Origin of the sequence: Prochlorococcus marinus subsp. marinus str. CCMP1375, assembly GCF_000007925.1 — a bacterium.
Lineage (GTDB): Bacteria > Cyanobacteriota > Cyanobacteriia > PCC-6307 > Cyanobiaceae > Prochlorococcus_E > Prochlorococcus_E marinus.
This window is the reverse complement of sequence record NC_005042.1, coordinates 209,070-233,143: the sequence shown is the minus strand read 5'-3', so window position 1 is coordinate 233,143 and position 24,074 is coordinate 209,070. Positions and strand designations below refer to the sequence as shown.

Sequence of the window (24,074 nt, the reverse complement as noted above, 5' to 3'; positions counted from 1 at the left end):
AATAATAGAAAACCTGTTATTTAGATAAACCTCTAGGCCCTAATCCAACAGATCCTGCGTAGACAGCCTGAGCACCTAATTGATCTTCAATTCGAAGAAGTTGATTGTATTTAGCTACTCTCTCACTCCTACTCAATGAGCCTGTTTTGATTTGACCAGCTCTTGTTGCCACTGCTAGATCAGCGATTGTAGTATCTTCAGTTTCACCACTTCTATGACTAATAATACTTGTATATCCCATACGATGAGATAGATCTATTGCTTCTAGTGTCTCAGTCAAAGTACCAATCTGATTGACTTTAATTAATATAGAATTTGCAATACTCCTATCTATTCCTTGGCGCAATCGTTTTGTATTTGTGACAAACAAATCATCCCCAACTAGTTGGACCTTATTTCCTAATTCTTTTGTTAATAATTCCCAGCCTGACCAATCATCTTCCGACAAACCATCTTCTATTGAAATAATTGGATATAAATTAACTAACTTTTTCAATTCTTCTACCATCTTTTCACTTGAGAATTTTCCCTCACCAAAGTGATACAAGCCATTTTTAAAAAATTCAGTGCTTGCAACATCTAAAGCCAAAGAAATCTCTTCTCCTGGACGAAATCCAGCTTTTTCAATTGCTTGAACAAGTAGGTCTCCAGCAGCGTTATTATTTTCAAGGTCAGGTGCAAAGCCTCCTTCATCTCCAACTGCAGTAGATAAACCCTTATCTGAAAGAAGCTTCTTAAGTGTATGAAAAACTTCTGCACCCATTCTGAGAGCTTCGCGAAAGCTCTCAGCACCATGAGGCACCAACATAAATTCTTGAAAATCAAGATTATTGGCAGCATGAGCTCCTCCATTAATCACATTCATTAATGGGACTGGTAATAGTGAAGACATTGGATTACCTAAATAACGATACAAAGGCATCCCAAAAGCATTAGCAGCAGAGCGTGCTGTTGCAATACTGACTGCCAAGATGGCATTTGCTCCTAAATTTTCTTTATTTTCAGTACCATCAAGCTCTCGCATTATTTGATCAACATTTACTTGATCCGAAGCAGATAAACCACAAAGGGAAGGTGCTATGCGGTCTTCTATATGTTCTACGACTCTGAGAACACCCTTTCCCATGTAGCGAGTTCCACCATCCCTTAATTCATGCGCCTCATAGGCACCAGTACTTGCTCCACTGGGAACAATTGCTCTGCCTTTTGCTCCGCCTTCAAGCAATACCTCAGCTTCAACTGTAGGGTTTCCCCTTGAATCAAGCACTTCTCTTGCAAAGATGCTATCAATAACCAAATCAAGGGAATCAATCACTTTTTAAAATTAAACTTCTTAAGATCTTATGAGCTCTAGGGACGATTAACTTAGTTTTTTTGGTTTCTGGCATTTGACAAGCTTTTTCAAAACCTGAAAAACAAATCAAAATCGAGATAGTTTAGAGTCCAAATAGGCTATAAAACATGCAATTACTTCATACTATGCTTCGTGTAAAAGATCTTGAAGAATCGATTTGCTTTTACACCCAAATATTGGGCATGAGGCTTTTAAGACAAAAAGATTATCCTTCAGGTCGCTTCACACTAGCCTTTGTAGGATATGGAGCAGAAAGCGAACATTCTGTCCTTGAACTAACTCACAACTGGGACAAAAACAATTATCAATTAGGAGATGGCTTTGGCCATATTGCTATAGGGGTTAAGAACATATATAAGACCTGCATGAACATTAGAAATAATGGGGGGAGAGTTACTAGGGAGCCCGGTCCTATGAAGCATGGGCAAACAATTATTGCTTTCATCGAAGACCCAAATGGCTACAAAATTGAATTGATTGATATTTCATCTCGAGAGATTAAAGATTGATTCATATGACATATCAAACGGGAAAATCTACATTCGCTCAACAAAGTCTTACTACATCGCCTGATAGTTTTAGTGATGAAGCATGGCTTCTTTTACTTGAAGGTGAATCTGAAGCACGTAGATGGAGACATGAATATTTAGACACAGAGCACATTATTCAAGTTTTATTTTCAAATAGAAAGTACGCAAATATTGTCAATGCACTGCCCATCGACAATGTAGAAGTACTAGATGAGCTAGAAGGATTTCTTGCAAACATTGAATTGTCAAATTCAGAACAATTATTTATAGGAGAAGACCTAGAGATTCTTCTTGATTCTGCAAATACCTTTCGAGGAAGATGGGGCTCCAAATTCATTGAAATATCACACTTACTTATTGCAATAGCGCGTGATAATCGAATTGGAACTAATCTTTTTAAACAACTTGGTTTAACAAGTGAAATACTAGAAGGTGAACTTAAAAAGATACCCAAGCAAACAAAAAAAGCAAAGTCAAAAAGAATAGGTTCAGAATCAAGTTATAATGGATATAAATCAAATAATCATGAAAATTTACCACCTAAAAGTGAACAAATAGAACTTAATAATGAAGCTTTAGTTCTAAATAGTGGCAATGAGTTAAGTATTGAGGAAAAATCTACTGCACTGGATATCTATGGAAATGATCTGACTTTAGCTGCCAAAGAAGGCAAGCTTGATCCAGTGATTGGTAGAGACATGGAAATTCAACTTGCAATTAAAGTTTTATCTCGAAGAGGCAAAAATAACCCTGTTTTAATTGGCTCTCCTGGCGTCGGTAAAACAGCGATAGCAGAATTATTGGCTCAAAGAATTGTCAAGGAAGAAGTGCCGGATTCTATTAAAGGCTTAAAACTTATCTCACTAGACATAGGAGCATTAATTGCTGGTACAAAATTTCGAGGGCAATTTGAAGAACGTCTTCGATCAGTTCTAAAAGAAGCAAGCGATCCAAATGCAGGGGTAGTTTTATTTATTGATGAATTGGACACTATTTTAAATACTGAACGTTCAAGCACAGATGCTGGGAACCTATTAAAGCCTGTTCTAGCTAATGGTGAAATTAGATGCATTGGCGCTACAACACCAGACAACTATCGTCGCACTATTGAGAAAGATCAGGCACTTAATAGAAGGTTTCAAAAAGTTCTAATTAAAGAGCCTTCGATTGATTTAAGTGTAGAGATTTTAAGAGGGATTAAAGAACGTTATGAAACTCACCATGAAGTAAAAATAAGTGATGAAGCATTAATAACAGCAAACCGTTTAGCCGACAGATATATTAGTGATAGATGTTTACCAGATAAAGCAATTGATTTAATTGATGAAGCAGCAGCTCAAATAAAAATGGAATCAACCTCTAAGCCTAAAATAATAGAAGAAACAGAATTGGGTCTTAAACAATTAGAAAATATTTTATTAAATGATAAGGGAGTTGATCCCTTGATAAATATTGAAGAAATTAATAGAGAAAAAGATCTCTCAACTAAAAAGCTAGAAGAGTTGATGCAACAATGGAGTCAAGAAAAGTCAATATTAGAAGAACTAAGAGATCTATCACAGCAAGAAAAATACATTAAAGAATCTGTTGAAGAAGCTCAACAACAAGGAGAGCTAGAAGAAGCCGCTAGACTTCAATTCGATGAATTGCATCATTTAGAAAGAAAGATCAGCTCTATTTATGATGAACTCAATGAGTTGAAAGACAGCGGGCAATTACTAATTAAAGATCAGGTTGAACCGGAAGATATCGGAGATGTAGTGGCTCGATGGACGGGAATACCAGTCAACAAAGTTCTTGCTGGAGAAAAGCAAAAGTTACTGGATTTAGATAAGGAATTATCAACCAAAGTTATTGGACAAAGTGAAGCAGTTGATGCAGTTGCAGCAGCTATAAAAAGAGCTCGTGCTGGAATGAAAGATAGTCGTCGTCCTATTGGATCTTTTCTTTTCCTAGGACCAACAGGAGTAGGAAAAACAGAACTTGCTAAAACTCTTGCAGCTTCATTGTTTGATGAACAGGAAGCATTAGTACGGCTTGATATGAGTGAATTTATGGAACGAAATGCAGTTGCAAGATTAATTGGAGCACCACCAGGATATGTAGGGTATGAGCAAGGTGGACAATTAACTGAATATATTAGAAGGCGTCCATATTCCGTTCTTTTATTAGATGAAGTGGAAAAAGCTCATCCTGATGTCTTTAATATTCTTTTACAAGTACTCGATGATGGTCGTTTAACTGATTCACAAGGTAGAACAATTGATTTTCGTCATACAGTTGTTGTAATGACAAGCAATCTAGCAAGTCGAAAAATTCTAGAAAGCGCAAAGCTATCAAAAGATAAAACTCTCAATAACAATGAAATAGAAGAAAATCTCAACCAAAGTATTGATGAAGCATTAAGTAAACATTTTCGTCCTGAATTTTTAAATCGTATTGATGAAGTTATTCGTTTCAGTCCTCTTACCACAGAAAACTTGAAGCAAATTATTCAACTTCAATTAACTGAGTTATCAGAATTATTAGCAGAGCAAAACCTCGAATTGATTATTGACAAAACTACTATCGAAACTCTTGCTTTAGAGGCATACGAACCTGAATATGGAGCAAGACCTTTGCGAAGAATCCTGAGACGACGCCTAGAAAATCCCTTAGCAACAAAATTGTTAGAAGATAAATTCATTGGATCAAAAGCAATACGCGTAACAACTTCTCAAGACAATGCAAGTTCATTAGAATTCTTCCCAGAAAACTAAAAGTGAACTTATCTATTAATCTATTAAATAGATAACTGCCAATGTGCTACGCATGGGCATTCCTAGCCTTAGGCTTATAAAGAGTGACAAGTTCAACTCCTCAAGAAACCCCAAATTCAATCCCACCAGAAAGTGAAGAGCAGCCTTCCACAAAAAAAGGTTTTCTACCTTCTACTGTTGATGAGCTAAAACTAGTTGTTTGGCCTAGTCGCCAGCAATTATTTAGTGAATCGATAGCAGTTATATTAATGGTCACGCTATCTGCAGCGTCAATTGCGGCAGTCAGCCGTTTTTATGGTTGGGGCGCATCACAAATCTTCCGTTGAATCACAAAAATTCAACATTGTTTATTTCACTAATTTAATTTAAAACGTGTCAGAGATTGATCCCACACCCCAAGAATCTAGTCCGGTGATGGATCCCCCTGCTCCATCTCAAGGAGAGGAGAGTACCCTCATCGCAAAAACCTCTATAGCTCGCTGGTACGCTATTCAGGTTGCATCTAGCTGCGAAAAAAAAGTAAAGGCAACTTTAGAACAAAGGGCTGTAACTCTAGGTGTAAGCAATAGAATTCTTGAGATCGAAATTCCACAAACCCCTGCTGTAAAACTAAAAAAAGATGGAAGTAGGCAATCTACGGAAGAAAAAGTTTTTCCTGGATATGTTCTAGTTCGAATGATCCTTGATGAAGATACAATGATGGCAGTTAGGAGTACTCCTAATGTTATTAACTTTGTAGGAGCTGAAGATCGGCGAATTACTGGAAGAGGTAGAGGACATATAAAGCCAAGACCACTAAGTAGACAAGAGGTCAATCGAATCTTCAAGCGTGCTGCTGAGAAGAAAACTGTGGTTAAACTTGATTTATCAGAAGGCGATCAAATTCTAGTAACTGCAGGGCCTTTTAAAGATTTCCAAGGAGAAGTTATAGAAGTTTCTGGAGAAAGGAACAAGTTAAAAGCTCTTCTTTCCATTTTTGGAAGAGAAACTCCAGTAGAACTGGAATTCTCTCAAATCAGTAAACAGAATTAACTGATTCATCACCCATTCATAATTTTTGAGCATGCATGGGCATACAAAGAAGTAGGTTTGCAAAAACCTTTTCAATTAAACTCTTCCTTTCCCAAGGCAATTTTTAATTAATCCTTTTCAAGAAGATGGCAAAGAAAATTACAGCTGTGATCAAACTAGCCCTTCAGGCTGGCAAAGCTAATCCAGCGCCCCCAGTTGGGCCTGCCCTTGGCCAACATGGGGTTAACATTATGGCGTTCTGCAAAGAATACAACGCCAGGACTCAAGACAAGGCAGGATTTGTTATTCCTGTCGAAATCTCAGTTTTTGAAGATAGAAGTTTTACTTTTATCACCAAAACTCCTCCCGCATCAGTCTTAATAACTAAAGCTGCAGGAATTGCAAAAGGGTCAGGAGATTCGGCTAAAGGTCAAGCGGGTAGCATTAACCGTGCTCAGCTTGAAGAAATCGCTAAAACAAAGTTACCTGATCTCAATTGCAATAATATTGAATCAGCAATGAAAGTAATTGCAGGGACCGCTCGCAATATGGGTGTTTCCGTTAGTGATTAATTCTCTTTGTTAATTTACTTTTTAAAGTAAACACCTTAAAAACATTTATTTACGGGGGAGACATGTTTGTCGCACGAACCCCAAAACCTTATGACAAAAATCTCCAAACGAATGAAAAGTCTTTCCGCGAAAGTGGAAGACAAGTCATATGCCCCACTCGAGGCAATTCAATTAGTCAAGGAAAACGCAAACGCAAAGTTTGATGAAACTATCGAAGCGCATATCCGCTTAGGAATTGATCCTAAATATACAGATCAACAAATAAGGACAACAGTTTCCCTACCCAAGGGAACTGGCCAGAAAGTACGTATTGCCGTTATCGCCAAAGGTGAAAAAGTTGCCGAAGCAAATTCTGCAGGGGCTGATTTAGCAGGAGAAGAAGAACTTATTGATTCAATTAGCAAAGGTGAAATGAACTTCGATCTCCTGATTTCTACTCCTGACATGATGCCCAAGGTGGCTAAATTGGGAAGAGTTCTTGGCCCTAGAGGGTTGATGCCCAATCCCAAGGCTGGAACAGTAACTACTGACCTTATAAGTTCAATAAAAGAATTCAAAGCTGGAAAATTAGAGTTTAGAGCTGATCGAGCAGGAATTGTTCATGTTCGATTTGGCAAAGCCAGCTTTTCTCCAGAAGATTTATTGGAAAATTTAAAGGTATTACACGAAGCAATTGATAGAAATAAGCCAAGCGGAGCCAAAGGACGTTATTGGAAAAGTCTTTATATAACTTCGACTATGGGACCTTCTGTAGAAATTGATATTGCTGCTTTACAAGACAGCAAGGAAGAATAGTCACCTCTTTGATGTATCTTTAATCTATTGGTTAACGCCAAACGGGCATGCGCCCGGCCATAGACAGCAGGTATTTTTTTTCTAAATTTCTTAATTTAGAAAAATTAATAGAAATCCTGCCGAGGTTAACGCAAAGATTTTCCAAATTTGGATTGAATCGACAGCGGCCCTCGTCTCTTATTTTAAGAGATCAATTCGGCCGTATGTCCGGCTTCTTCCCCCGATTCGATCCAACCCTATGGGCCGCACGCTGGAGAGCAAAAAACAAATTGTCGAAGAGATTAAAGGCCTCCTCGATAAAGCTGATATGGCTTTAGTTCTGGATTACCAGGGCCTATCCATTAAAGAAATGTCTGATCTGCGTTCTCGTCTTGAGCAAAGCAGTGGCATTTGCAAGGTAACTAAAAACACCTTGATGCGCAAAGCTATTAATGGAGATGCCACTTGGTCAGGCCTTGAATCCTTATTAAATGGCACCAACGCATTTGTTCTTGTAAAAGGCGATGTGGGCAGTGCCCTTAAAGCAGTCCAAGCTTTCCAAAAGGAAACCAAAAAATCTGAGACAAAGGGCGGCCTATATGAAGGCAAGCTTCTTACTCAAGATGAAATCAAAGCAATTGCTGCTCTACCTTCTAAAGAAGCACTTATGGCACAAATTGCTGGTGCATTAAATTCCATCACTACAAAAATTGCAGTTGGTGTTAATGAAATTCCTTCTGGTCTAGCTAGATCACTTAAACAACATGCTGAGAACAGTGAAAGCTGAATACCTCACATACTCTTCGACTAACTCTTTTTCTCCCTAAATACTGTTGTATTCCAATCATGTCTAAAAAAACAGACGAGATTCTCGATTCATTGAAAAGCCTTTCACTGCTTGAAGCCTCTGAGCTTGTAAAGCAAATAGAAGAGGCATTTGGTGTATCTGCCGCCGCATCTGCCGGTGTGGTCATGGCAGCCCCAGGAGCCGCTACTGGTGGCGGTGAAGCTGCTGCAGAAGAAAAAACCGAATTTGATGTTGTACTTGAAAGCTTTGACGCTTCCGCCAAAATTAAAGTCCTTAAAGAAGTGCGTAATGCTACTGGGCTAGGCCTAGGAGATGCAAAAGCAATGGTTGAAGCTGCTCCAAAGACTATTAAAGAAGGTGCTTCTAAAGAGGACGCAGAAGCACTCAAGAAAGCTATAGAAGCAGTAGGAGGGAAAGTAACTCTAAAATAAATTCTGTCTATTATTCATGAAACCAGAATTTTGAACTCTTTAAATGCCGGTCTAAATGGCCGGCTCTTTTTTTAAAATGACTAAAAAACATGGTCGAATAATTGCTGCCGCAACCGATGGAGCATGTAGTGGGAATCCAGGGCCAGGAGGATGGGGAGCTCTTATACGATTTGAAGATGGAAGTGTTCAAGAATTTGGGGGATTTGAAACTAACACAACAAATAATCGAATGGAACTAACAGCTGCTTTAGAAGTTTTGAAAAAACTAAGAGATTTTGATAGAGATCCACACCTCAGAATCCGTACAGATAGTAAATATCTTATTGATGGCTTTGAAACATGGATAAAAGGTTGGAAAAAGAAAGGGTGGAGAACAGCATCTGGGAAACAAGTTCTCAATCAAGATCTGTGGGAGGCATTGGATCAATATCGACTAGCTAACGTTAGGCTTGAATATGTAAAGGGACATAGTGGAGATCCTGATAATGAAAGAGTCGACGATATTGCCGTGAGCTTTTCAAAAAAAATTGCGATACAACTTCAATGTGATCATCATATCCAAAATGAAAAATAGATCATGGCCTAACATATTCTCCAGCGAATCACTGTACAAGAAATTTTTTAAACCAATACTTGCAAAAGATGAAGGAGTTGACGCAGAGCAACTAACTCAACTTGCACTTAATAGCCTTAGACAAGCATCTCTTTATAGAAATTGGCCTGGGATATCACAAGCATTAACTCAGTTAGAAATAGAACTTAACCGCAAAGACCCAAGACTAGAACAAAAAATATTCGGTTGTCATTTTAAGAACCCTCTAGGTCTAGCAGCAGGTTTTGACAAAAATGGGATTGCAGCAGGCATCTGGAACAACTTTGGGTTTGGGTTTGCAGAACTAGGAACAGTAACGTGGCATGCACAAGAAGGAAATCCTAAGCCTAGACTTTTTCGACTTTCAAAAGAAAAGGCTGCTTTAAATCGAATGGGATTCAATAACAATGGAGCTGTCACCATGAGAGATATTCTTGAAAGGCAAAAACTCAAATCACCTGGCAACAGGTCATCATTGATTGGCCTAAATTTAGGAAAATCTAAGGTCACTCCACTTGAGCAAGCACATGAAGATTATGCGTCTTCTCTTGAAATACTTTCATCTTTCGCTGATTATGCAGTTATTAATGTCAGTTCACCGAACACACCAAATCTTAGAAAATTACAAGATGCCAAAGCATTACGTAGGTTAATCAAACGATTAAGACGCTTGCCTTCCTGTCCACCTTTATTAGTAAAAATTGCTCCTGATCTAGATAATATTGCAATTGATAGCTTAACCACAGTAGCCTTTGAAGAAGGATTAGCGGGGATAATAGCCGTAAATACAAGTATAGATCGATTAGGATTAGAAAATCGAATTATAGCTCAAACAAAGAATCCTCTCAGTCAAGAAAATGGTGGACTCAGTGGTAGACCTTTACGCGGCAGAGCCATTGAAATCATCCAACGTCTAAGAAAAAATGCTGGGGCAGACTTAACCTTAATTGGAGTTGGAGGCATAGATACGCCTGAAAGTGCTTGGGAGCGTATTACAGCAGGAGCATCTCTAATTCAGATATATACAGGATGGATTTTTGAAGGCCCAGCATTGGTACCAAAAATCCTTGAGGGATTGGTATTACAATTAGATCGTCATGGATTCAAAAACATCTCAGAAGCTGTAGGCAGTAACGTGCCATGGATTTAAGAAACAATTATAGCGAGCATATATATTACCAAAATTCACTTCAGCACGGAGGAAACCTCGAACAAGAAGCAAAGAGATTGGGCGTTCACATAAGCTCTTTAATTGATGCAAGTGCATCTTTAGTCCCTTTTTCACTTTCTTCACCTCTACATCGTTGCCTAATTAACGCTCTAAAAGATTTAGACCTAAAAATCTATCCAGACAGAAGTCACTCCGCTCTAAGAGAAGCAATCGCTAAACACCATAAAGTTCACCCTTCTATGGTCTTGCCTGGCAATGGGGCTTCAGAATTAATCACGTGGGCTGGACGTGATGCTTCTCAAAATGGATTAAGCATTTTGCCATCACCAGGTTTTTCTGATTATAAAAGAGCTCTAAAATGCTGGAATGGTAAATACTTGTATTCCCCACTCCCTTTAAAATGGACATCAAAGTTACCACAATTATTTCCTTTAAAGCCAAGCAAGCATGTAATTTGGGTGACAAACCCACATAATCCTACTGGCCAATGCTGGAGTCGAGACTCCCTAGAATTATTACTCAAAACACATAGCCTAGTAATTTGTGACGAAGCTTTTCTGCCATTAGTGCCAAATGGCGAAAAAGAGTCGCTAATACCATTAGTAGAGAATTACTCTAATTTAATTGTTATTCGGAGCCTAACAAAACTCTTTTCGATCGCAGGTTTAAGGATTGGGTATGCCATTAGTACCAGCAAGCGATTGCAACAATGGCAAGAATTGAGAGATCCATGGCCTCTCAATGGCTTAGCAATATCAATCGGTAAAATGATAATGACTGATGAAAAGATTCTACATAACCGAATTAACCAAGTGCATAAATGGATCAATGAAGAAGGTCCTTGGCTTCAATCAAATTTGCAAAATCTTAAGGGAATCATTGCTCATCCATCATCAACTAATTTTCAACTAATAGAAAGTAGTCAATCACTTGCAATATTTAGGGAAAGACTAGCTAAGAAAAACATCTTACTAAGGGACTGCAGCTCTTTTGAGGGCCTAGGAGAAAATTGGTTACGTATCAGTCTTCAAAAGAAATCTGATAATCGCCGAATTATTGAGGCAATGCAACAAGTTCTTAAACATATCTTTGAAGAATGCTAATCAACCGCTGATTAGCATCTTTAATTGCAAGTTTAGTCATCCCTATACGCATTTTATTTAATAAATCATCAGATTTATATTTGCTCGACATTCTATTTGTTGCCAATAAGTTCTCTAAGGCTCTAGTTAAAACATGAGTCCCAAGCCTATCCTCATGAACTATTAATGCAGCACCAAACTGAGCTGCATATGCAGCATTTGCATCTTGATGATGATCTGACGAATATGGATAAGGCACCAAAATTACTGGGAGGGAACATATTGCAAACTCACTTAATGCACCTGCTCCTGCTCTACTAATGGCTAAATCAGCATGCTGCAAAAGTCCAGGTATCTCCTCAGTAAACGATTTTTCTACAAAGTTCTTATGGTTTATGTTTGATGGCTTGTCATATTTACCAGTAATGTGAACAACCCTATATCCCTGCTTTAACAACCACGGCAAACTTTCTCTAACCATGCGATTCAATCCAACAGCTCCCTGACTTCCGCCCATTACCACAATTAATGGTTCTAGTCCCTTTGGCACCCAAATAGGCAAAGGATTTTTTAATGAGAATGATTTCCTTACTGGCATACCCGTAACTATCGTTCTACAACGTTTTAATTTTTCAGCTGCGATTGGTAATCCCAGAGCCACCTCATCACAAAATTTGCCCAATAATCTAGTTACTTTTCCAGGATAAGAATTTGACTCATGCAAAATGACATTGATGCCACAAAGTTTTGATGCAATTATCGCAGGAGCCGCAATATAGCCACCGGTTGTAAACACTAATTTAATCTGCTTTCTTTTAATTAAATAAATTACAAAAAATATAGCAAGAATTAATTTAAGTAATTGGAAATATTTTCTTAATCCTTTGGACTGCAATCCTCCCACAGGGATCACTGTCATATCATATTTAGTTGGTACCAATTGGTTCTCTAACCGCTCTGGGACTCCTAGCCAACTTATGTCCCAAGACTCAGGCAATTCTTCTGCCACTGAAAGAGCTGGGAATATATGCCCACCTGTACCACTGGCAGCTATAAGAAGCCTAGGCATAAAAAAAGTCTCTATATATTAAGTTATAGGTAATTAAGGAAAGACCGAGGTGCAAAAATTACTGAAAAATACTTTTTCTTCAGGATTAGTAATCCTATTAACTCTATTCTCTTACAACTCTTCGCAAGGCACTGAAATCTCAAGACAACGACAAAATGCTGAAATTGCACTAATTAGTGCCAAACTCCAAAACACCTTGAATAATAACGATAAATCTGCATTTTATGAACTTATTCCAAAAGAAATTGCGAAAGACATTGATCAAAAATATACAGAATTTATCACTTCATTCCCTAACGCAAAATGGCTTGTAACACCAGGCAAAGATCTTAAAGATAATCGCCATTCAATCCAAATTCTAGTAAAAGGAGATAAAGAAACTGGAACTAATAAATTCAGCTTACAATCAAAGCAGAGAATAGCAATTAATCTAGACAATGGGAGAATAAATAAAAGCGAAATAATTAGCGATTATTCGATCCTCAAAAGTGGCAATAAGAAAATCAAAGTAACTATAGGGATTCCCGATTCAGTATTAACAGGTAGCACTTACGATATTGATATTATCTTAGATAAGCCTCTAGAAAATTCCTTAATCGCAGGAGCTTTAATGTTTATAAAAAACGAGAAATTAAATGCTAAAGGTGATGAAAATATAGAACTTAATCCAATGGGATCAGGAGGTTTATTCAAGTCAGTGAGAGCACCTATGAAGGAAGGTAAACAAAGGTGGGGTGCGTTAATAGCTCATTCTGAAGGTCTCATATCTATAACAAAGATGGTAAGAGTAGTATCTAGGCAAGATGATTTAATTCCATAAAATTACAAAATAGTTCTATCGACAAGCAAAAGCCAAATAAATCAAATTTCGTCATCCAAAGCAGCAACACCTGGAAGGACCTTGCCTTCCAATAATTCTAAACTTGCTCCACCACCAGTTGAAATATGAGACATTTTAGAGGCAAGTCCTGCCTTTTCTACTGCAGCAACAGAATCCCCTCCTCCAATAATTGTGCAGCAACCTTTTGCACTTAATTCTGCCAATGTAGTTGAGATAGAGTTTGTACCATTTGCAAATTTATCAAATTCAAAAACACCCATAGGTCCATTCCAAATAACAGTCTTACAATCAGCCAAAGCATCTTGAAATAATTTCACTGATTCCTTTCCGATATCTAAGCCCATCCATCCTTCAGGAATGGAATCAATCTGAACCATCTGACTAGAAGCATCTGGAGAGAAATTGTCGGCAAGTACAACATCACTGGGTAATAATAATTGCACTCCTTTTTCTTTTGCCTTTTTCTCAAGAGCTCTAGCAAGATCAAGCTTGTCATCCTCAACTAAACTTTTGCCTACAGATAATCCACGAGCTTTATAAAAAGTGAAGATCATTCCTCCACCTATTAGGACCTTGTCACATTTATCAATCAAAGATTCTAATACACCTATTTTACTGCTGACCTTAGATCCTCCAACAATTGCTGCCAAAGGACGTTGAGGGGAATCAATAGCACCTTGCAAATACTTAAGCTCTTTCTCCATTAAATAACCAGCAACGCTTGGGCTTAGGTAATTCGTAACGCCTTCAGTTGAAGCATGAGCTCTGTGAGCGGCACCAAAAGCATCATTGACATAAACTTCAGCTAAAGAGGCTAATTTCTTTGCAAATTCTGAATCATTTTTTTCTTCTTCTCCGATAAAGCGAACATTCTCAAGAAGAACTACATCACCATTAGACATTTCATGTACCTTTTTTTCTGCATCAGGTCCAATACAACTTTCTGTTTTGACAACGGTTTTACCTAATAATTCACTCAACCTTTGAGAAACTGGAGTGAGACGCATATCTTCATTGACCTTTCCTTTGGGCCTACCAAAATGAGCGGAAAGAATGACTCTGGCCTCTTTTTCAATTAAGTGCTGAATAGTTGGTAAAGCCGCACGAATCCTTGTGTCATCAGTTATTGAACCTTCTTCGTTCAATGGGACATTAAAGTCAACCCTGACCAAAACTCTCTTGCCGCATAGGTCCTCTACGCTGAGATTTGAGAGAGAACGCTTTGCCATGAGTTGCCTTGAAATATGAAAACGCAGTGAGGCTACCCCGAGACAAGTAAAAATAATCAACTAATCAGCCAGACAAATCATCTGACCATAGCCTTAGCCTCTCAAAAACATTGATATGACATAAAACGATTTTTTGACAAGCCTTGCTGTAATTGAGAAAAAAGACTCAGGATGATAAGTATTAAAAAAAATTATCGATTTGATAAAGGACATAAAGTTAAATTATTTTATTGAAATCGAAAATTTTAAATGCAACAAAACCTCCCAGAAGAAAAGCGGTGAAATTGACAAATTAAATTTAGAATCAAATCTACCTAGCAAGAATCCCTTTTAATAGCTATGAAAGAGAACACGCTCCACTAAATAATTTTAGTGCTCGGTAGAGTGAAAAAACATTACATATTTACTACCTCATGATCAATATTACAAAGATAAAAATACAAAAAAAAATTGACAGTGTTGTTTTGGAATTTTTCATGAATACTTCGTTCACTGTTTTCATAGTGCCGTGAGCACTCAAATCATTCAGTGGTACCCAGGCCACATAGCAAAAGCGGAACAACAACTAAGCAAAAGTCTTGAAAAAGTGGATCTTGTTGTCGAAGTAAGAGATGCTCGTATTCCTCTTGCCACAGGTCACCCATGCCTTCATAAATGGATCCGAAATAAAAAGCACCTACTAGTTATCAACCGCAGAGATATGATTTCTCAAAAGGCCTTCAACTCTTGGGACAATTGGTTTAAAGAAAATGGGCAAGAAGCATGGTGGTGTAATGCTAAAGACGGTAATGGTACAAATAAAATAAAAGAAGCCGCTATCAAATTAGGTAATGATTTAAATAATCGTCGAGAATCACGAGGCATGCGTAAACGAGCAGTTAGAGCACTCATTCTTGGCTTCCCAAATGTTGGCAAATCAGCTCTAATAAATAGACTGGTTAACAAAAAGGTTGTTAAGAGTGCTAGACGTGCGGGTGTTACAAAGTCATTGCAATGGGTACGTGTTGGTCAACAACTTGATCTTTTAGATGCACCTGGTGTTTTACCTCCACAATTAGAAGATCAAGAAGCTGCTGTAAAGCTCGCACTATGTGATGATATTGGTCAAGCTTCCTATGATGTAGAGTCAGTCGCAATTAAATTTTTAAACATATTGAATCAGGTCAAGAATGAAAGTGATTTTGAAACATCTAATCAAATTCTTGAAAAACGTTATGGAATCAGCTGGGAAGAGAGTAATAACAATGTACATCTCTGGTTAGAGAATGCTGCTAATTATCATACTTCCGGCAATACCAATCGCATGTCTCAAAGACTATTAGATGATTTTCGCAAAAGATTAATTGGAACAATCTCTCTTGAGCTTCCATAATGCCTGAAGATCAAAAGCAATCCTTTGGAAAAGGGGAAGGAGAACTTGTAAAACTAATTTATCCGAAGCCATTACCAATGCGTCTGGATCGTTGGCTCGTTAGCCAACGATCTGAACAAAGCAGAGCAAGAATTCAAAAATTTATAGAAGATGGATTGGTACTTGTGAATGGAATTCAAGGAAAATCAAAAACCCCTCTCAGAACAGGAGATGAAATTCAACTTTGGGTACCTCCACCGGAACCACTGCCTTATCTAAAGCCGCAAAAAATGCACTTGGATATTATTTTTGAAGATAGCCACATAATTGTCATTAATAAGCCGGCAGGATTAACAGTACATCCAGCACCAGGGAATAAAGACAGAACCTTAGTAAACGGATTATTGCATCACTGCACTGATCTACCAGGTATTAACGGTAAGCTTCGGCCCGGCATAGTTCATCGACTTGATAAAGACACAACAGGTTGTATTGTAATTGCAAAAAGCCAAGAGGCATTAGTCAATCTACAAGTGCAAATTCAAAAGAGGATCGCATCAAGGAGATATATAGCTTTGGTGCATGGCGTCCCACATGGAGATAAAGGTATAATATCTGCTCCAATTGGTCGTCATCCTATAGATAGAAAAAAGTATGCAGTAGTTAATGATGGTTCAGGTAGAGATGCATGTACGCATTGGGAACTTAAAGAAAGACTGGGCGATTACTCTCTCTTAAGCTTTAAGTTAGAGACTGGGCGAACTCATCAGATACGTGTTCATTCTGCGCATATTGGGCACCCAATCCTTGGAGACCCTACATATAGTCGTTGTAAAAAATTGCCCACAAAGCTTACAGGTCAAGTTTTACATGCTATTCAACTAGGATTACAGCATCCAATATCTAAGACAGATATCCTTTTTGAAGCCCCATTACCAGATACATTCCTAAATGTTTTATCTGTTTTGCGAAAATAAATTGACAGCATCTAATTAATTGAAATTATTCTTGGAGAAGCACTCACTAATTTTCTAGCAAGAACAGACTTAGGGCTACGAATTATTTGATCAGCAGGGCCTTCTTCTGCAATTCTTCCTTGATCTAAAACAATTACTCTATGGCAAAACGAACTTGCCACAGAAAGATCGTGCGTAATAAAAATAATTGCCAAGCCAAGCTTCTCTTGCAAAGAACGTAACAAATTTAATATATCCGCCTGAATCTCAGCATCTAACATACTGACACTTTCATCGCAAAGAAGGATTTTAGGATTTAGAGCAAGTGCACGTGCAATAGCTACTCTTTGTTGCTGACCTCCTGAAAGCTGATGTGGGAAACGTTTCTGAAAGTTTTCAACTGGAAATAACCCTACTTGTTTCAAGAGATCTCTGGCTCGTTCTTTTGCAGCGACTCGACTAGTTATATTATGAATCAAAAGAGGGTCAGCAACTGTTTCCAAGACATTCATCTTGGGATTTAAAGAAGCAAAAGGGTCTTGAAAAACCATTTGCACTGATTGTCTAGCGACTTTCAAAGCTTTTCCTTTCAAATTTTCAAGATTTTTTCCAAGCAATTTCACCTGCCCACCCCTTGTTGGCAAGAGTCCTAAAAGAGCTCTACATAAAGTACTTTTTCCACAGCCTGAAACTCCTACAATCCCAAGAGTTTCTCCTACTTTCAAAACAAAACTAACTTCATTAATAGCTTTTAACCAGTTCACTCGCCATGGCACACCTCCTACAGGATGCCAACAACGTAAGCTTTCTACTTCTAAAACAACTTCTTGAGTTGGCTCAGAAAGAAGCATTAAATCTTCCCTGGCTCTAGCAGCATTTATCAACCTATTAGCAAAAAGAGATTTAGGAGCAGTTAATATTTTGTGAGTGTATCCTTCTTCAACAATTTTACCTTCGTCAAGGATAGCCATTTTTTGACACCATCTAGAAGCAAGTGCCAAGTCGTGACTTATTAATAACAGAGAGCTCCCAATCTCATCACAAAGATTACTTAATTCACCCATGATCTGATGAGCTATTGCAACATCAAGACTTGATGTTGGTTCATCAGCAATGATCAAAGGTGGGTTTAATGCTATGGCCAAAGCAATAGCAACTCGTTGACGCATCCCTCCACTAAATTCGTGAGGATAAGCATCAAAGCGAAGTGGATTAATCCCAACCTTTTCCAACAATTCTTCTGATCTATTTTTCATCCACGAAGAAGATTGATCAGGTTGATGAGCACGCAGAGTATCCAGAAGATGTTCTCCAATGGTCATTAATGGGTTAAGTCTTGAGCCAGGGTCCTGAAAAACCAACCCGATCATTTCACCTCTCAACTTTTCTAAATCATTATGAGACAAGCTCATAAGATCGACCCCATTTAAAAGAAGTTCTCCTCTACAAAAACTGCCTGAAGGAATGATCTGTAACAAAACCTTTGCAAAAGTACTTTTGCCAGACCCAGAACTACCAATTAGAGCAAGACGTTCTCCACGCCCAAGTTTCAAGTTCAGTCCTTCAAGTACCCATGTTTTGCTATCTACATAACGGATACTCAAATCTTTAATATTTAAGACATCCTTTTGAGAACAATTCATAAATTTTAGCAAGGCTGCTCAAGCACGAATAAAATGAATTAACGCACTTGGTCAGATGTTTAAAGCCACGTCTGCATCTAATGAAACACAGGCTTCTCTAGCCTGGAATGCGGACATGCCTGATGAACCTCAGCTTAGGCCTGAAATAGTTAGTAGTTCTGATGATTATGCTATACCACTACCAGTTTGGTTGAAAAATTGTATAGATCAAGCCCCTAATGCAATAGGTGAATCTTGTCCTGCTGATTCAGACACATTGTTAGCATCAGCTTTCGATTTAGCATTTCGACTTCACAAAGGACAATTTCGTGTAAGTGGAGATCCATACATAAGTCATCCTATTGCTGTCGCAGATCTGTTGAGAGATATAGGAGCAAGTCCTACAGTCATAGCGGCTGGTTTCCTTCACGATGTTGTTGAAGATACAAGCATTACACTTCCAGAACTAGAAGCTTATTTTGGAAGTGAAGTTAGAGGACTAGTTGAAGGTGTTACTAAATTAGGAGGCATTCATTTCACGAACAGAACTGAAGCTCAAGCTGAAAACTTACGTAAAATGTTCTTAGCAATGGCTAGGGATATTCGCGTTGTTCTTGTCAAATTGGCAGATAGGTTGCACAACATGAGAACAATTGAGGTACTTCAACCTGCGAAGCAACAACGAATTGCTTTGGAAACTAGGGAAATCTATGCTCCTTTAGCAAATAGACTTGGCATAGGAAGATTTAAATGGGAATTAGAAGACCTTGCATTTAAATTACTTGAGCCAGAATCCTACAAAAAAATACAACAAGAAGTAGCTACCAAACGCAGTGAAAGAGAAAAGCGATTACATCTGACAATTGAATTACTTAAAAATCGTCTTATTAATGCTGGTCTTAACGATTGCAATATTGATGGCCGTCCTAAGCATCTCTTTGGCATATGGAGCAAAATGGAGAAACAAGATAAGGAGTTTCATGAAATCTATGACGTTGCAGCACTACGTATCATTGTCCCAAACCTAGAGACTTGTTATAGAGCACTTGCAGTTGTACATGATACTTTTCGACCTATCCCAGGGCGTTTTAAAGATTATATTGGGCTACCTAAGCCGAACGGCTATCAGTCTCTTCATACAGCGGTAATTGGTCGACATAGACCTATTGAAGTCCAAATAAGGACTCAAGAAATGCACCAAGTAGCTGAATTTGGTATAGCCGCGCACTGGAAATATAAAGAAGGCGGGTCTCCAGCTTCTGGAAATACAGAACGATTTAACTGGCTCCGTCAACTAGTTGATTGGCAACAAGAAGAGGGTAGCTCAGATCATAATGACTACCTTTCCTCTATAAAAGAAGATTTGTTCGATGAAGAGGTATTTGTTTTTACGCCAAAAGGTGATGTCGTTGGTCTTAGGAAAGGGTCAACAGCTATAGACTTTGCTTATCGCATTCATTCTGAAATAGGGAATCATTGCCATGGTGTACGCATCAATGACAAATTATGTCCATTAGCAACAGCATTAAATAATGGCGATTTTGTTGAGGTTGTAACTAGCAATACTGCTCACCCAAGTCTTGATTGGCTCAATTTTGTAGCTACGCCTACCGCACGTAATCGTATAAGACAATGGTACAAAGTTAGTCATCGTGATGAAACCATTCAACGAGGCAAAGACCTTTTAGAACGTGATTTAGGCAGGCAGGGATTTGACACATTGCTGAACAGTGAGGCAATGACTAAAGTAGCTACACGGTGTAATTTAAAATCTACTGATGATTTGCTTGCAGCTCTAGGTTTTGGAGCAGTTACTCTTCATCAAATACTCAATCGTCTCCAAGAAGAAATACGTCTTCAAAATATGAATCAGGTATCTCCTGAAACAAATGCGAAAGTTGCTCAAGATATATCTGATCGTCGAGATACATTATCTCCAAACAAAACTTCTACAAAAGCATCTCCTATCATGGGTCTAGAAGGCCTTGATTATCGCTTAGGAGGATGTTGTAGCCCTCTCCCAGGTGAAGACATTCTTGGGACTGTTGCACTTGGAAATCATGGAATTACTATTCATAGACAAGATTGTATAAATGTCGAAAATATACCTATTGCTAGACAGTTAACTGTGAAATGGAATGAAAAGTCAATTCAGCAAGAAACCAAGTTCTCTGCAAAGCTGAGAATAGAAGTAATTGATCGAGTAGGTGTTCTAAAAGACATTTTGATGCGCCTTTCTGATAGCGGAATTAACGTAAGTGATGCACGTGTTCAAACTGCCTACGGGAAACCAGCCTGTATTGACCTTAAAGTTGAAGTAAAAAATTCCAATCAACTCACAATGACTATAAACAAAATTCGTGCAATGGCAGATGTTTTGGACATTGCTCGTACAGGCATAAATTAATTAGATGAACTTCTAAGTAAGGTCAACTTCTTATTAAATCTAGAAAAGGATCTTCTTGCAAAATAAATTGCTATCTCTAAATTTTGAATCTTCTATTGAGGGATTAGGTTCTGACTACTGGGATGTTGTAGAAGCCGCGGTCTTTCCAAAACACGTATTACAGTATAGGAATGACTATGTTTTACAGCAACTAGGTATCGACTCAGAGACAATTACTAATGAAAATTTTATTGAAGCCTATGGGAAGTTTCAAGGGAGGGCTCCTTTCTTAGCGTTGAGATATCATGGATATCAATTTGGTAATTACAATCCATTCTTAGGTGATGGACGAGGCTTTTTATATGGTCAAACAAGAGATACTTATGGCAAGCTGCAAGACTTAGGAACGAAAGGGTCAGGACAAACCCCTTGGAGCCGAGGAGGTGATGGACGCTTAACTTTAAAAGGAGGTATACGTGAAATCATTGCCGGCGAAGCTCTGCATAAGCTCGGAGTAACTACCAGTAGAACATTATCTTTAATTGAAACAGGTGAAAAATTGTGGAGAGGAGATGAGCCATCACCTACTCGCAGTTCTGTCATGGTGCGCATAGCACAAACACATTTACGTTTTGGGACATGCGAAAGATTCCTATATCTACGTGATCCAAAAGGGTTAGAAAAGCTTTTAAAGTATGTGATTAAAAATCACTATCCAAATATAGATATAATAAATTCAACATCTATGACAGACTGTTCTGCAAATACTGATGCTCAATTAATCGCTTTCTATAGAGAATTAGTGAGCCGTGTTGCAAAACTAGCAGCTGGATGGATGTCAGCAGGCTTCACCCATGGAGTTTTGAATACTGATAATATGTCCCTAGCAGGAGAAAGTTTTGACTATGGTCCTTTTGCATTCATTGAAGACTGGGACCCAAATTTTACAGCTGCATATTTTGATCAAACTGGAATGTATTCTTTTGGTCGTCAACCAAGGATATGCTATGAAAATCTGAAATTACTGCAAGAACCACTGGCAATGTTGATATCTCGTGAAGCCATGGCAGAGACATTAGATAACTTTTTCACAATCTATGCTTCTCACTATCGTGCTTGTCTAAATCGACGTCTCGGATTTCCGGCAAACCTTGAAGAAATAATAGATATTAATCCAACGAAGTCAAATAACAATAACACTGAAGATCTTATAGAAGCAACATTACAATTGCTCTCAAATTGGGACATTTCATATGGAGATTTTTTCAACCAACTTGCTCAATTAATTAATGATAATGGGCTGCCTAGAAACACCTCATCCTTAGAACCCTTAGCAAATTATCTTCCATTGCCGCCAAGAAAACAATGGAATAATTGGAGAGACATTTGGCACTACAATCAAGAGAGATTGATAAGTCTTGTCCCAAATGAAATCAACGCAATCAAATCAAGACTGTACAGATGGAATCTCTTAAATACACCTGTAAAGTCTAAAATCGAAGCTATCTGGAAATCAATTGATGAAAAGAATGATTGGGTTCCATTTCATGCTTGGATCAATGAAACATCAATTGACTAAATTCTATTTTTATCTTTACATTATATCCTAAAGAATAAAGCTAAATTTAAATATTTTTCTTAGTGACTATTTTTGAAAGAAAGTAAAATAAACTACCCATTACTATACCTGAGGAAAACCCTACAATTGTTGATCCAAATAATATTCTCATGGTAATATTCCAGCCTTGATGCCATATTTGAACATCTTTAACATTACTCAAAACTTGAACTGTAGCGTCACTGCCTAAAAAGTATGATCCAACTTTGTAATTCATCCAATACAAAGGTATATATGTAAAAGGGTTGCTTATCCAAGTCCCCATGATTGCAAGTAAATGATTAGCCTTAAACAGGCTTGCAAGACAAATCCCAATCAGAGACTGAAATCCGAAAAACGGAAAACACCCACTAAAAATGCCAATTGCTACACCCCGGGCTCTCTTGGCTGGAGTACCTTCTTGTTTCCAAATCCAATGAGAAAGGCTTCTAACCCTTTTAATTATGTTACGGAGGATTCGAATCATTTCATAACCTATTAGACACTAAACTAACGCATGAGAATGAAGTCGATCGTAGAGAAAACAATCTGATCATTAGTTTATGGACCTAGCTTTCTCAACCGAAGAAAACATTGCAGCAATAGCATCAGCTGTTGCACCAGGGCAAGGAGCAATTGCAATTGTCAAAGTCTCTGGAGCTTCAGCGAAAGAAGTCGTAAAAAATGTTGTTCGGACCCCAAGCAACAAAATTTGGAGCAGTCATAAAATTCTTTACGGACATGTCATAGACAAAAGTACTAAAAAAAATATCGATGAAGTTTTAATATTAATAATGGATGGACCTAGAAGTTTTACAGGTGAAGATGTCGTGGAAATCCACTGCCATGGTGGACTGATAGTTGTGCAACAAGTTCTTGATGCAATTTTAAAGCAGCCTAAAACTAGAAGGGCCTTCCCAGGTGAATTTAGTCAAAGAGCTGTTCTCAATGGAAGACTTGATATAACGCAAGCTGAAGCTATTAATGACTTAATTCATGCAAGAAGTCAAAAAGCTGCTCAACTTGCAATTGCCGGGATTGATGGTGATATTACTAATAAAATAAATTACTTAAGAGAAAAGCTACTGGATCAACTTAGTGAAATAGAAGCCCGCATTGATTTTGAAGAGGATCTACCAAAACTTAACTCCAAGAAATTATTAACTGATTTAATGTTGATCCGCGCAGAACTTAAGCAACTAATTAATGACGCAAAACAAGGCTCTTTAATTCGTAATGGCCTAAAAGTAGCCTTGGTAGGCCTACCAAATGTCGGCAAAAGTTCTATATTAAACCTACTTAGCAAACACGAGCGCGCCATAGTCACAGACTTACCAGGAACAACAAGGGACCTCTTGGAAAGTGAAATTATTTTGGAAGGCGTTCCAATAACGCTGATCGATACAGCTGGGATTCGAGAAACTAATAATGAAATCGAAAAAATAGGAGTTTCGCTAAGCCAAAAAACTTTATTTACTGCTGATATTGTTGTACTGATCTTTGATCTTAGTAAAGGTTGGAACAAAAACGACCAAAACCTTTTAGAAAAAATACCAAAAGGGACTCCAACTCTAATCATAGGGAATAAAGCTGATCTTAAATCCCAATCCACCAATATTCAACCACATGCAACTATGACTGCAATCACTGGGGAAGGAGAAAAAGAATTGATTCAAGAATTATTAAAACTAGCTGGTGCTAATGAACTCGAAGGTATAGAAGTTGCACTTAACCAAAGGCAATTAGACCTAGTCAAAGTTGCAGTGAATGCTTTAGATCAAATAGAAAAAGTAGCGGCTGAGAGCTTGGCTTGGGATTTCTGGACCATTGATTTAAGAGAAGCTATCTACAAATTAGGTGAGTTAACAGGAGAAGAAGTAACTGAAGCATTGCTTGATAGAATTTTCTCAAGATTTTGTATTGGTAAATAAAACAACTT

The 24,074-nt window shown here is 38.0% G+C and carries 22 protein-coding genes; 17 read left to right on the top strand and 5 right to left on the bottom strand.

The window, feature by feature from the left end; all coding sequences use genetic code 11:
• Positions 1 to 16 precede the first annotated feature (16 nt).
• A complete protein-coding gene (eno, locus tag PRO_RS01180) occupies positions 17 to 1,315 on the bottom strand; it encodes a phosphopyruvate hydratase (RefSeq protein WP_011124390.1) in 1,299 nt (432 codons plus the stop codon).
• Between the two features lie 146 nt (positions 1,316 to 1,461).
• On the opposite strand from eno, the gene gloA reads away from it, so the two are divergent.
• The 11 genes from gloA (at position 1,462) to PRO_RS01125 (ending at position 11,105) form a co-directional block, all read left to right on the top strand.
• Complete coding sequence (gene gloA / locus PRO_RS01175; protein ID WP_011124389.1) at positions 1,462 to 1,863, top strand: lactoylglutathione lyase; 402 nt, start codon at positions 1,462 to 1,464, stop codon at positions 1,861 to 1,863.
• Between the two features lie 5 nt (positions 1,864 to 1,868).
• Positions 1,869 to 4,643 (top strand): ATP-dependent Clp protease ATP-binding subunit, encoded by a 2,775-nt coding sequence (locus PRO_RS01170; protein ID WP_011124388.1) that lies wholly within the window; start codon positions 1,869 to 1,871, stop codon positions 4,641 to 4,643.
• A gap of 83 nt (positions 4,644 to 4,726) precedes the next feature.
• Positions 4,727 to 4,969, top strand: coding sequence for a preprotein translocase subunit SecE (secE, locus tag PRO_RS01165; RefSeq protein ID WP_011124387.1), 243 nt, complete (start codon positions 4,727 to 4,729; stop codon positions 4,967 to 4,969).
• A gap of 88 nt (positions 4,970 to 5,057) precedes the next feature.
• Positions 5,058 to 5,675, top strand: coding sequence for a transcription termination/antitermination protein NusG (nusG, locus tag PRO_RS01160; RefSeq protein WP_164923257.1), 618 nt, complete (start codon positions 5,058 to 5,060; stop codon positions 5,673 to 5,675).
• A gap of 125 nt (positions 5,676 to 5,800) precedes the next feature.
• Positions 5,801 to 6,226: a 50S ribosomal protein L11 gene (gene rplK / locus PRO_RS01155; protein WP_011124385.1), complete on the top strand. Its 426-nt coding sequence runs from the start codon at positions 5,801 to 5,803 to the stop codon at positions 6,224 to 6,226.
• A 90-nt stretch (positions 6,227 to 6,316) separates the two neighbouring features.
• Positions 6,317 to 7,021, top strand: a complete 705-nt coding sequence (rplA, locus tag PRO_RS01150; protein ID WP_011124384.1) for a 50S ribosomal protein L1 — start codon at positions 6,317 to 6,319, stop codon at positions 7,019 to 7,021.
• A gap of 238 nt (positions 7,022 to 7,259) precedes the next feature.
• Positions 7,260 to 7,787, top strand: coding sequence for a 50S ribosomal protein L10 (gene rplJ / locus PRO_RS01145; RefSeq protein ID WP_011124383.1), 528 nt, complete (start codon positions 7,260 to 7,262; stop codon positions 7,785 to 7,787).
• A 59-nt stretch (positions 7,788 to 7,846) separates the two neighbouring features.
• Entirely contained in the window at positions 7,847 to 8,239 is a 393-nt protein-coding gene (gene rplL / locus PRO_RS01140) for a 50S ribosomal protein L7/L12 (RefSeq protein ID WP_011124382.1), read from the top strand.
• Positions 8,240 to 8,315: 76 nt separating this feature from the next.
• Positions 8,316 to 8,813, top strand: a complete 498-nt coding sequence (rnhA, locus tag PRO_RS01135; RefSeq protein ID WP_011124381.1) for a ribonuclease HI — start codon at positions 8,316 to 8,318, stop codon at positions 8,811 to 8,813.
• Positions 8,803 to 9,981, top strand: coding sequence for a quinone-dependent dihydroorotate dehydrogenase (locus PRO_RS01130; protein WP_011124380.1), 1,179 nt, complete (start codon positions 8,803 to 8,805; stop codon positions 9,979 to 9,981). Before rnhA ends, PRO_RS01130 begins: the two co-directional genes overlap by 11 nt.
• Complete coding sequence (locus PRO_RS01125; protein ID WP_011124379.1) at positions 9,972 to 11,105, top strand: pyridoxal phosphate-dependent aminotransferase; 1,134 nt, start codon at positions 9,972 to 9,974, stop codon at positions 11,103 to 11,105. Before PRO_RS01130 ends, PRO_RS01125 begins: the two co-directional genes overlap by 10 nt.
• Here PRO_RS01125 and murG read toward each other — a convergent pair.
• Positions 11,080 to 12,153, bottom strand: coding sequence for an undecaprenyldiphospho-muramoylpentapeptide beta-N-acetylglucosaminyltransferase (gene murG, locus PRO_RS01120; RefSeq protein ID WP_011124378.1), 1,074 nt, complete (start codon positions 12,151 to 12,153; stop codon positions 11,080 to 11,082). The two genes, PRO_RS01125 and murG, sit on opposite strands and share 26 nt — an antisense overlap.
• 49 nt (positions 12,154 to 12,202) lie before the next feature.
• Here murG and PRO_RS01115 point away from each other — a divergent pair, with 49 nt between their 5' ends.
• Complete coding sequence (locus PRO_RS01115) at positions 12,203 to 12,973, top strand: hypothetical protein (protein WP_011124377.1); 771 nt, start codon at positions 12,203 to 12,205, stop codon at positions 12,971 to 12,973.
• 41 nt (positions 12,974 to 13,014) lie between these two features.
• Here the strand turns inward: PRO_RS01115 and PRO_RS01110 are convergent, their stop codons facing one another.
• Positions 13,015 to 14,223, bottom strand: coding sequence for a phosphoglycerate kinase (locus tag PRO_RS01110; RefSeq protein WP_011124376.1), 1,209 nt, complete (start codon positions 14,221 to 14,223; stop codon positions 13,015 to 13,017).
• A gap of 508 nt (positions 14,224 to 14,731) precedes the next feature.
• On the opposite strand from PRO_RS01110, the gene ylqF reads away from it, so the two are divergent.
• Both ylqF and PRO_RS01100 read left to right on the top strand, forming a co-directional pair.
• Complete coding sequence (gene ylqF, locus PRO_RS01105; protein WP_011124375.1) at positions 14,732 to 15,595, top strand: ribosome biogenesis GTPase YlqF; 864 nt, start codon at positions 14,732 to 14,734, stop codon at positions 15,593 to 15,595.
• The gene (locus PRO_RS01100; protein WP_011124374.1) at positions 15,595 to 16,551 is read left to right on the top strand and encodes an RluA family pseudouridine synthase; all 957 of its coding nucleotides are present in this window, start codon (positions 15,595 to 15,597) and stop codon (positions 16,549 to 16,551) included. The genes ylqF and PRO_RS01100 overlap by 1 nt, the downstream gene beginning before the upstream one ends.
• Positions 16,552 to 16,562: 11 nt before the next feature.
• On the opposite strand, the gene PRO_RS01095 is transcribed toward PRO_RS01100, so the two are convergent.
• Positions 16,563 to 18,173 carry an ABC transporter ATP-binding protein gene (locus tag PRO_RS01095; protein ID WP_052039710.1) on the bottom strand — a complete coding sequence of 537 codons (1,611 nt, stop codon included), beginning with the start codon at positions 18,171 to 18,173 and terminating at the stop codon, positions 16,563 to 16,565.
• Between the two features lie 115 nt (positions 18,174 to 18,288).
• Here PRO_RS01095 and PRO_RS01090 point away from each other — a divergent pair, with 115 nt between their 5' ends.
• Together PRO_RS01090 and PRO_RS01085 are read left to right on the top strand one after the other, a co-directional pair.
• Positions 18,289 to 20,559 (top strand): RelA/SpoT family protein, encoded by a 2,271-nt coding sequence (locus PRO_RS01090; RefSeq protein WP_413357429.1) that lies wholly within the window; start codon positions 18,289 to 18,291, stop codon positions 20,557 to 20,559.
• Between the two features lie 55 nt (positions 20,560 to 20,614).
• Positions 20,615 to 22,117: a protein adenylyltransferase SelO gene (locus PRO_RS01085; protein WP_011124371.1), complete on the top strand. Its 1,503-nt coding sequence runs from the start codon at positions 20,615 to 20,617 to the stop codon at positions 22,115 to 22,117.
• Between the two features lie 46 nt (positions 22,118 to 22,163).
• On the opposite strand, the gene PRO_RS01080 is transcribed toward PRO_RS01085, so the two are convergent.
• Complete coding sequence (locus PRO_RS01080; RefSeq protein ID WP_011124370.1) at positions 22,164 to 22,622, bottom strand: DUF2062 domain-containing protein; 459 nt, start codon at positions 22,620 to 22,622, stop codon at positions 22,164 to 22,166.
• Positions 22,623 to 22,698: 76 nt separating this feature from the next.
• On the opposite strand from PRO_RS01080, the gene mnmE reads away from it, so the two are divergent.
• Positions 22,699 to 24,066: a tRNA uridine-5-carboxymethylaminomethyl(34) synthesis GTPase MnmE gene (gene mnmE, locus PRO_RS01075; RefSeq protein ID WP_011124369.1), complete on the top strand. Its 1,368-nt coding sequence runs from the start codon at positions 22,699 to 22,701 to the stop codon at positions 24,064 to 24,066.
• Positions 24,067 to 24,074 lie beyond the last annotated feature (8 nt).

Excerpts from the sequence above, each read along its gene's own strand:
- gloA (WP_011124389.1), top strand. The coding sequence starts at position 1,462 with ATGCAATTACTTCATACTATGCTTCGTGTAAAAGATCTTGAAGAATCG.
- PRO_RS01170 (WP_011124388.1), top strand. The coding sequence starts at position 1,869 with ATGACATATCAAACGGGAAAATCTACATTCGCTCAACAAAGTCTTACT.
- nusG (WP_164923257.1), top strand. The coding sequence starts at position 5,058 with ATGGATCCCCCTGCTCCATCTCAAGGAGAGGAGAGTACCCTCATCGCA.
- rplK (WP_011124385.1), top strand. The coding sequence starts at position 5,801 with ATGGCAAAGAAAATTACAGCTGTGATCAAACTAGCCCTTCAGGCTGGC.
- rplA (WP_011124384.1), top strand. The coding sequence starts at position 6,317 with ATGACAAAAATCTCCAAACGAATGAAAAGTCTTTCCGCGAAAGTGGAA.
- rplJ (WP_011124383.1), top strand. The coding sequence starts at position 7,260 with ATGGGCCGCACGCTGGAGAGCAAAAAACAAATTGTCGAAGAGATTAAA.
- rplL (WP_011124382.1), top strand. The coding sequence starts at position 7,847 with ATGTCTAAAAAAACAGACGAGATTCTCGATTCATTGAAAAGCCTTTCA.
- rnhA (WP_011124381.1), top strand. The coding sequence starts at position 8,316 with ATGACTAAAAAACATGGTCGAATAATTGCTGCCGCAACCGATGGAGCA.
- PRO_RS01130 (WP_011124380.1), top strand. The coding sequence starts at position 8,803 with ATGAAAAATAGATCATGGCCTAACATATTCTCCAGCGAATCACTGTAC.
- PRO_RS01125 (WP_011124379.1), top strand. The coding sequence starts at position 9,972 with ATGGATTTAAGAAACAATTATAGCGAGCATATATATTACCAAAATTCA.
- murG (WP_011124378.1), bottom strand. The coding sequence starts at position 12,153 with ATGCCTAGGCTTCTTATAGCTGCCAGTGGTACAGGTGGGCATATATTC.
- PRO_RS01110 (WP_011124376.1), bottom strand. The coding sequence starts at position 14,223 with ATGGCAAAGCGTTCTCTCTCAAATCTCAGCGTAGAGGACCTATGCGGC.
- PRO_RS01100 (WP_011124374.1), top strand. The coding sequence starts at position 15,595 with ATGCCTGAAGATCAAAAGCAATCCTTTGGAAAAGGGGAAGGAGAACTT.
- PRO_RS01095 (WP_052039710.1), bottom strand. The coding sequence starts at position 18,173 with ATGAATTGTTCTCAAAAGGATGTCTTAAATATTAAAGATTTGAGTATC.
- PRO_RS01090 (WP_413357429.1), top strand. The coding sequence starts at position 18,289 with ATGCCTGATGAACCTCAGCTTAGGCCTGAAATAGTTAGTAGTTCTGAT.
- PRO_RS01080 (WP_011124370.1), bottom strand. The coding sequence starts at position 22,622 with ATGATTCGAATCCTCCGTAACATAATTAAAAGGGTTAGAAGCCTTTCT.
- mnmE (WP_011124369.1), top strand. The coding sequence starts at position 22,699 with ATGGACCTAGCTTTCTCAACCGAAGAAAACATTGCAGCAATAGCATCA.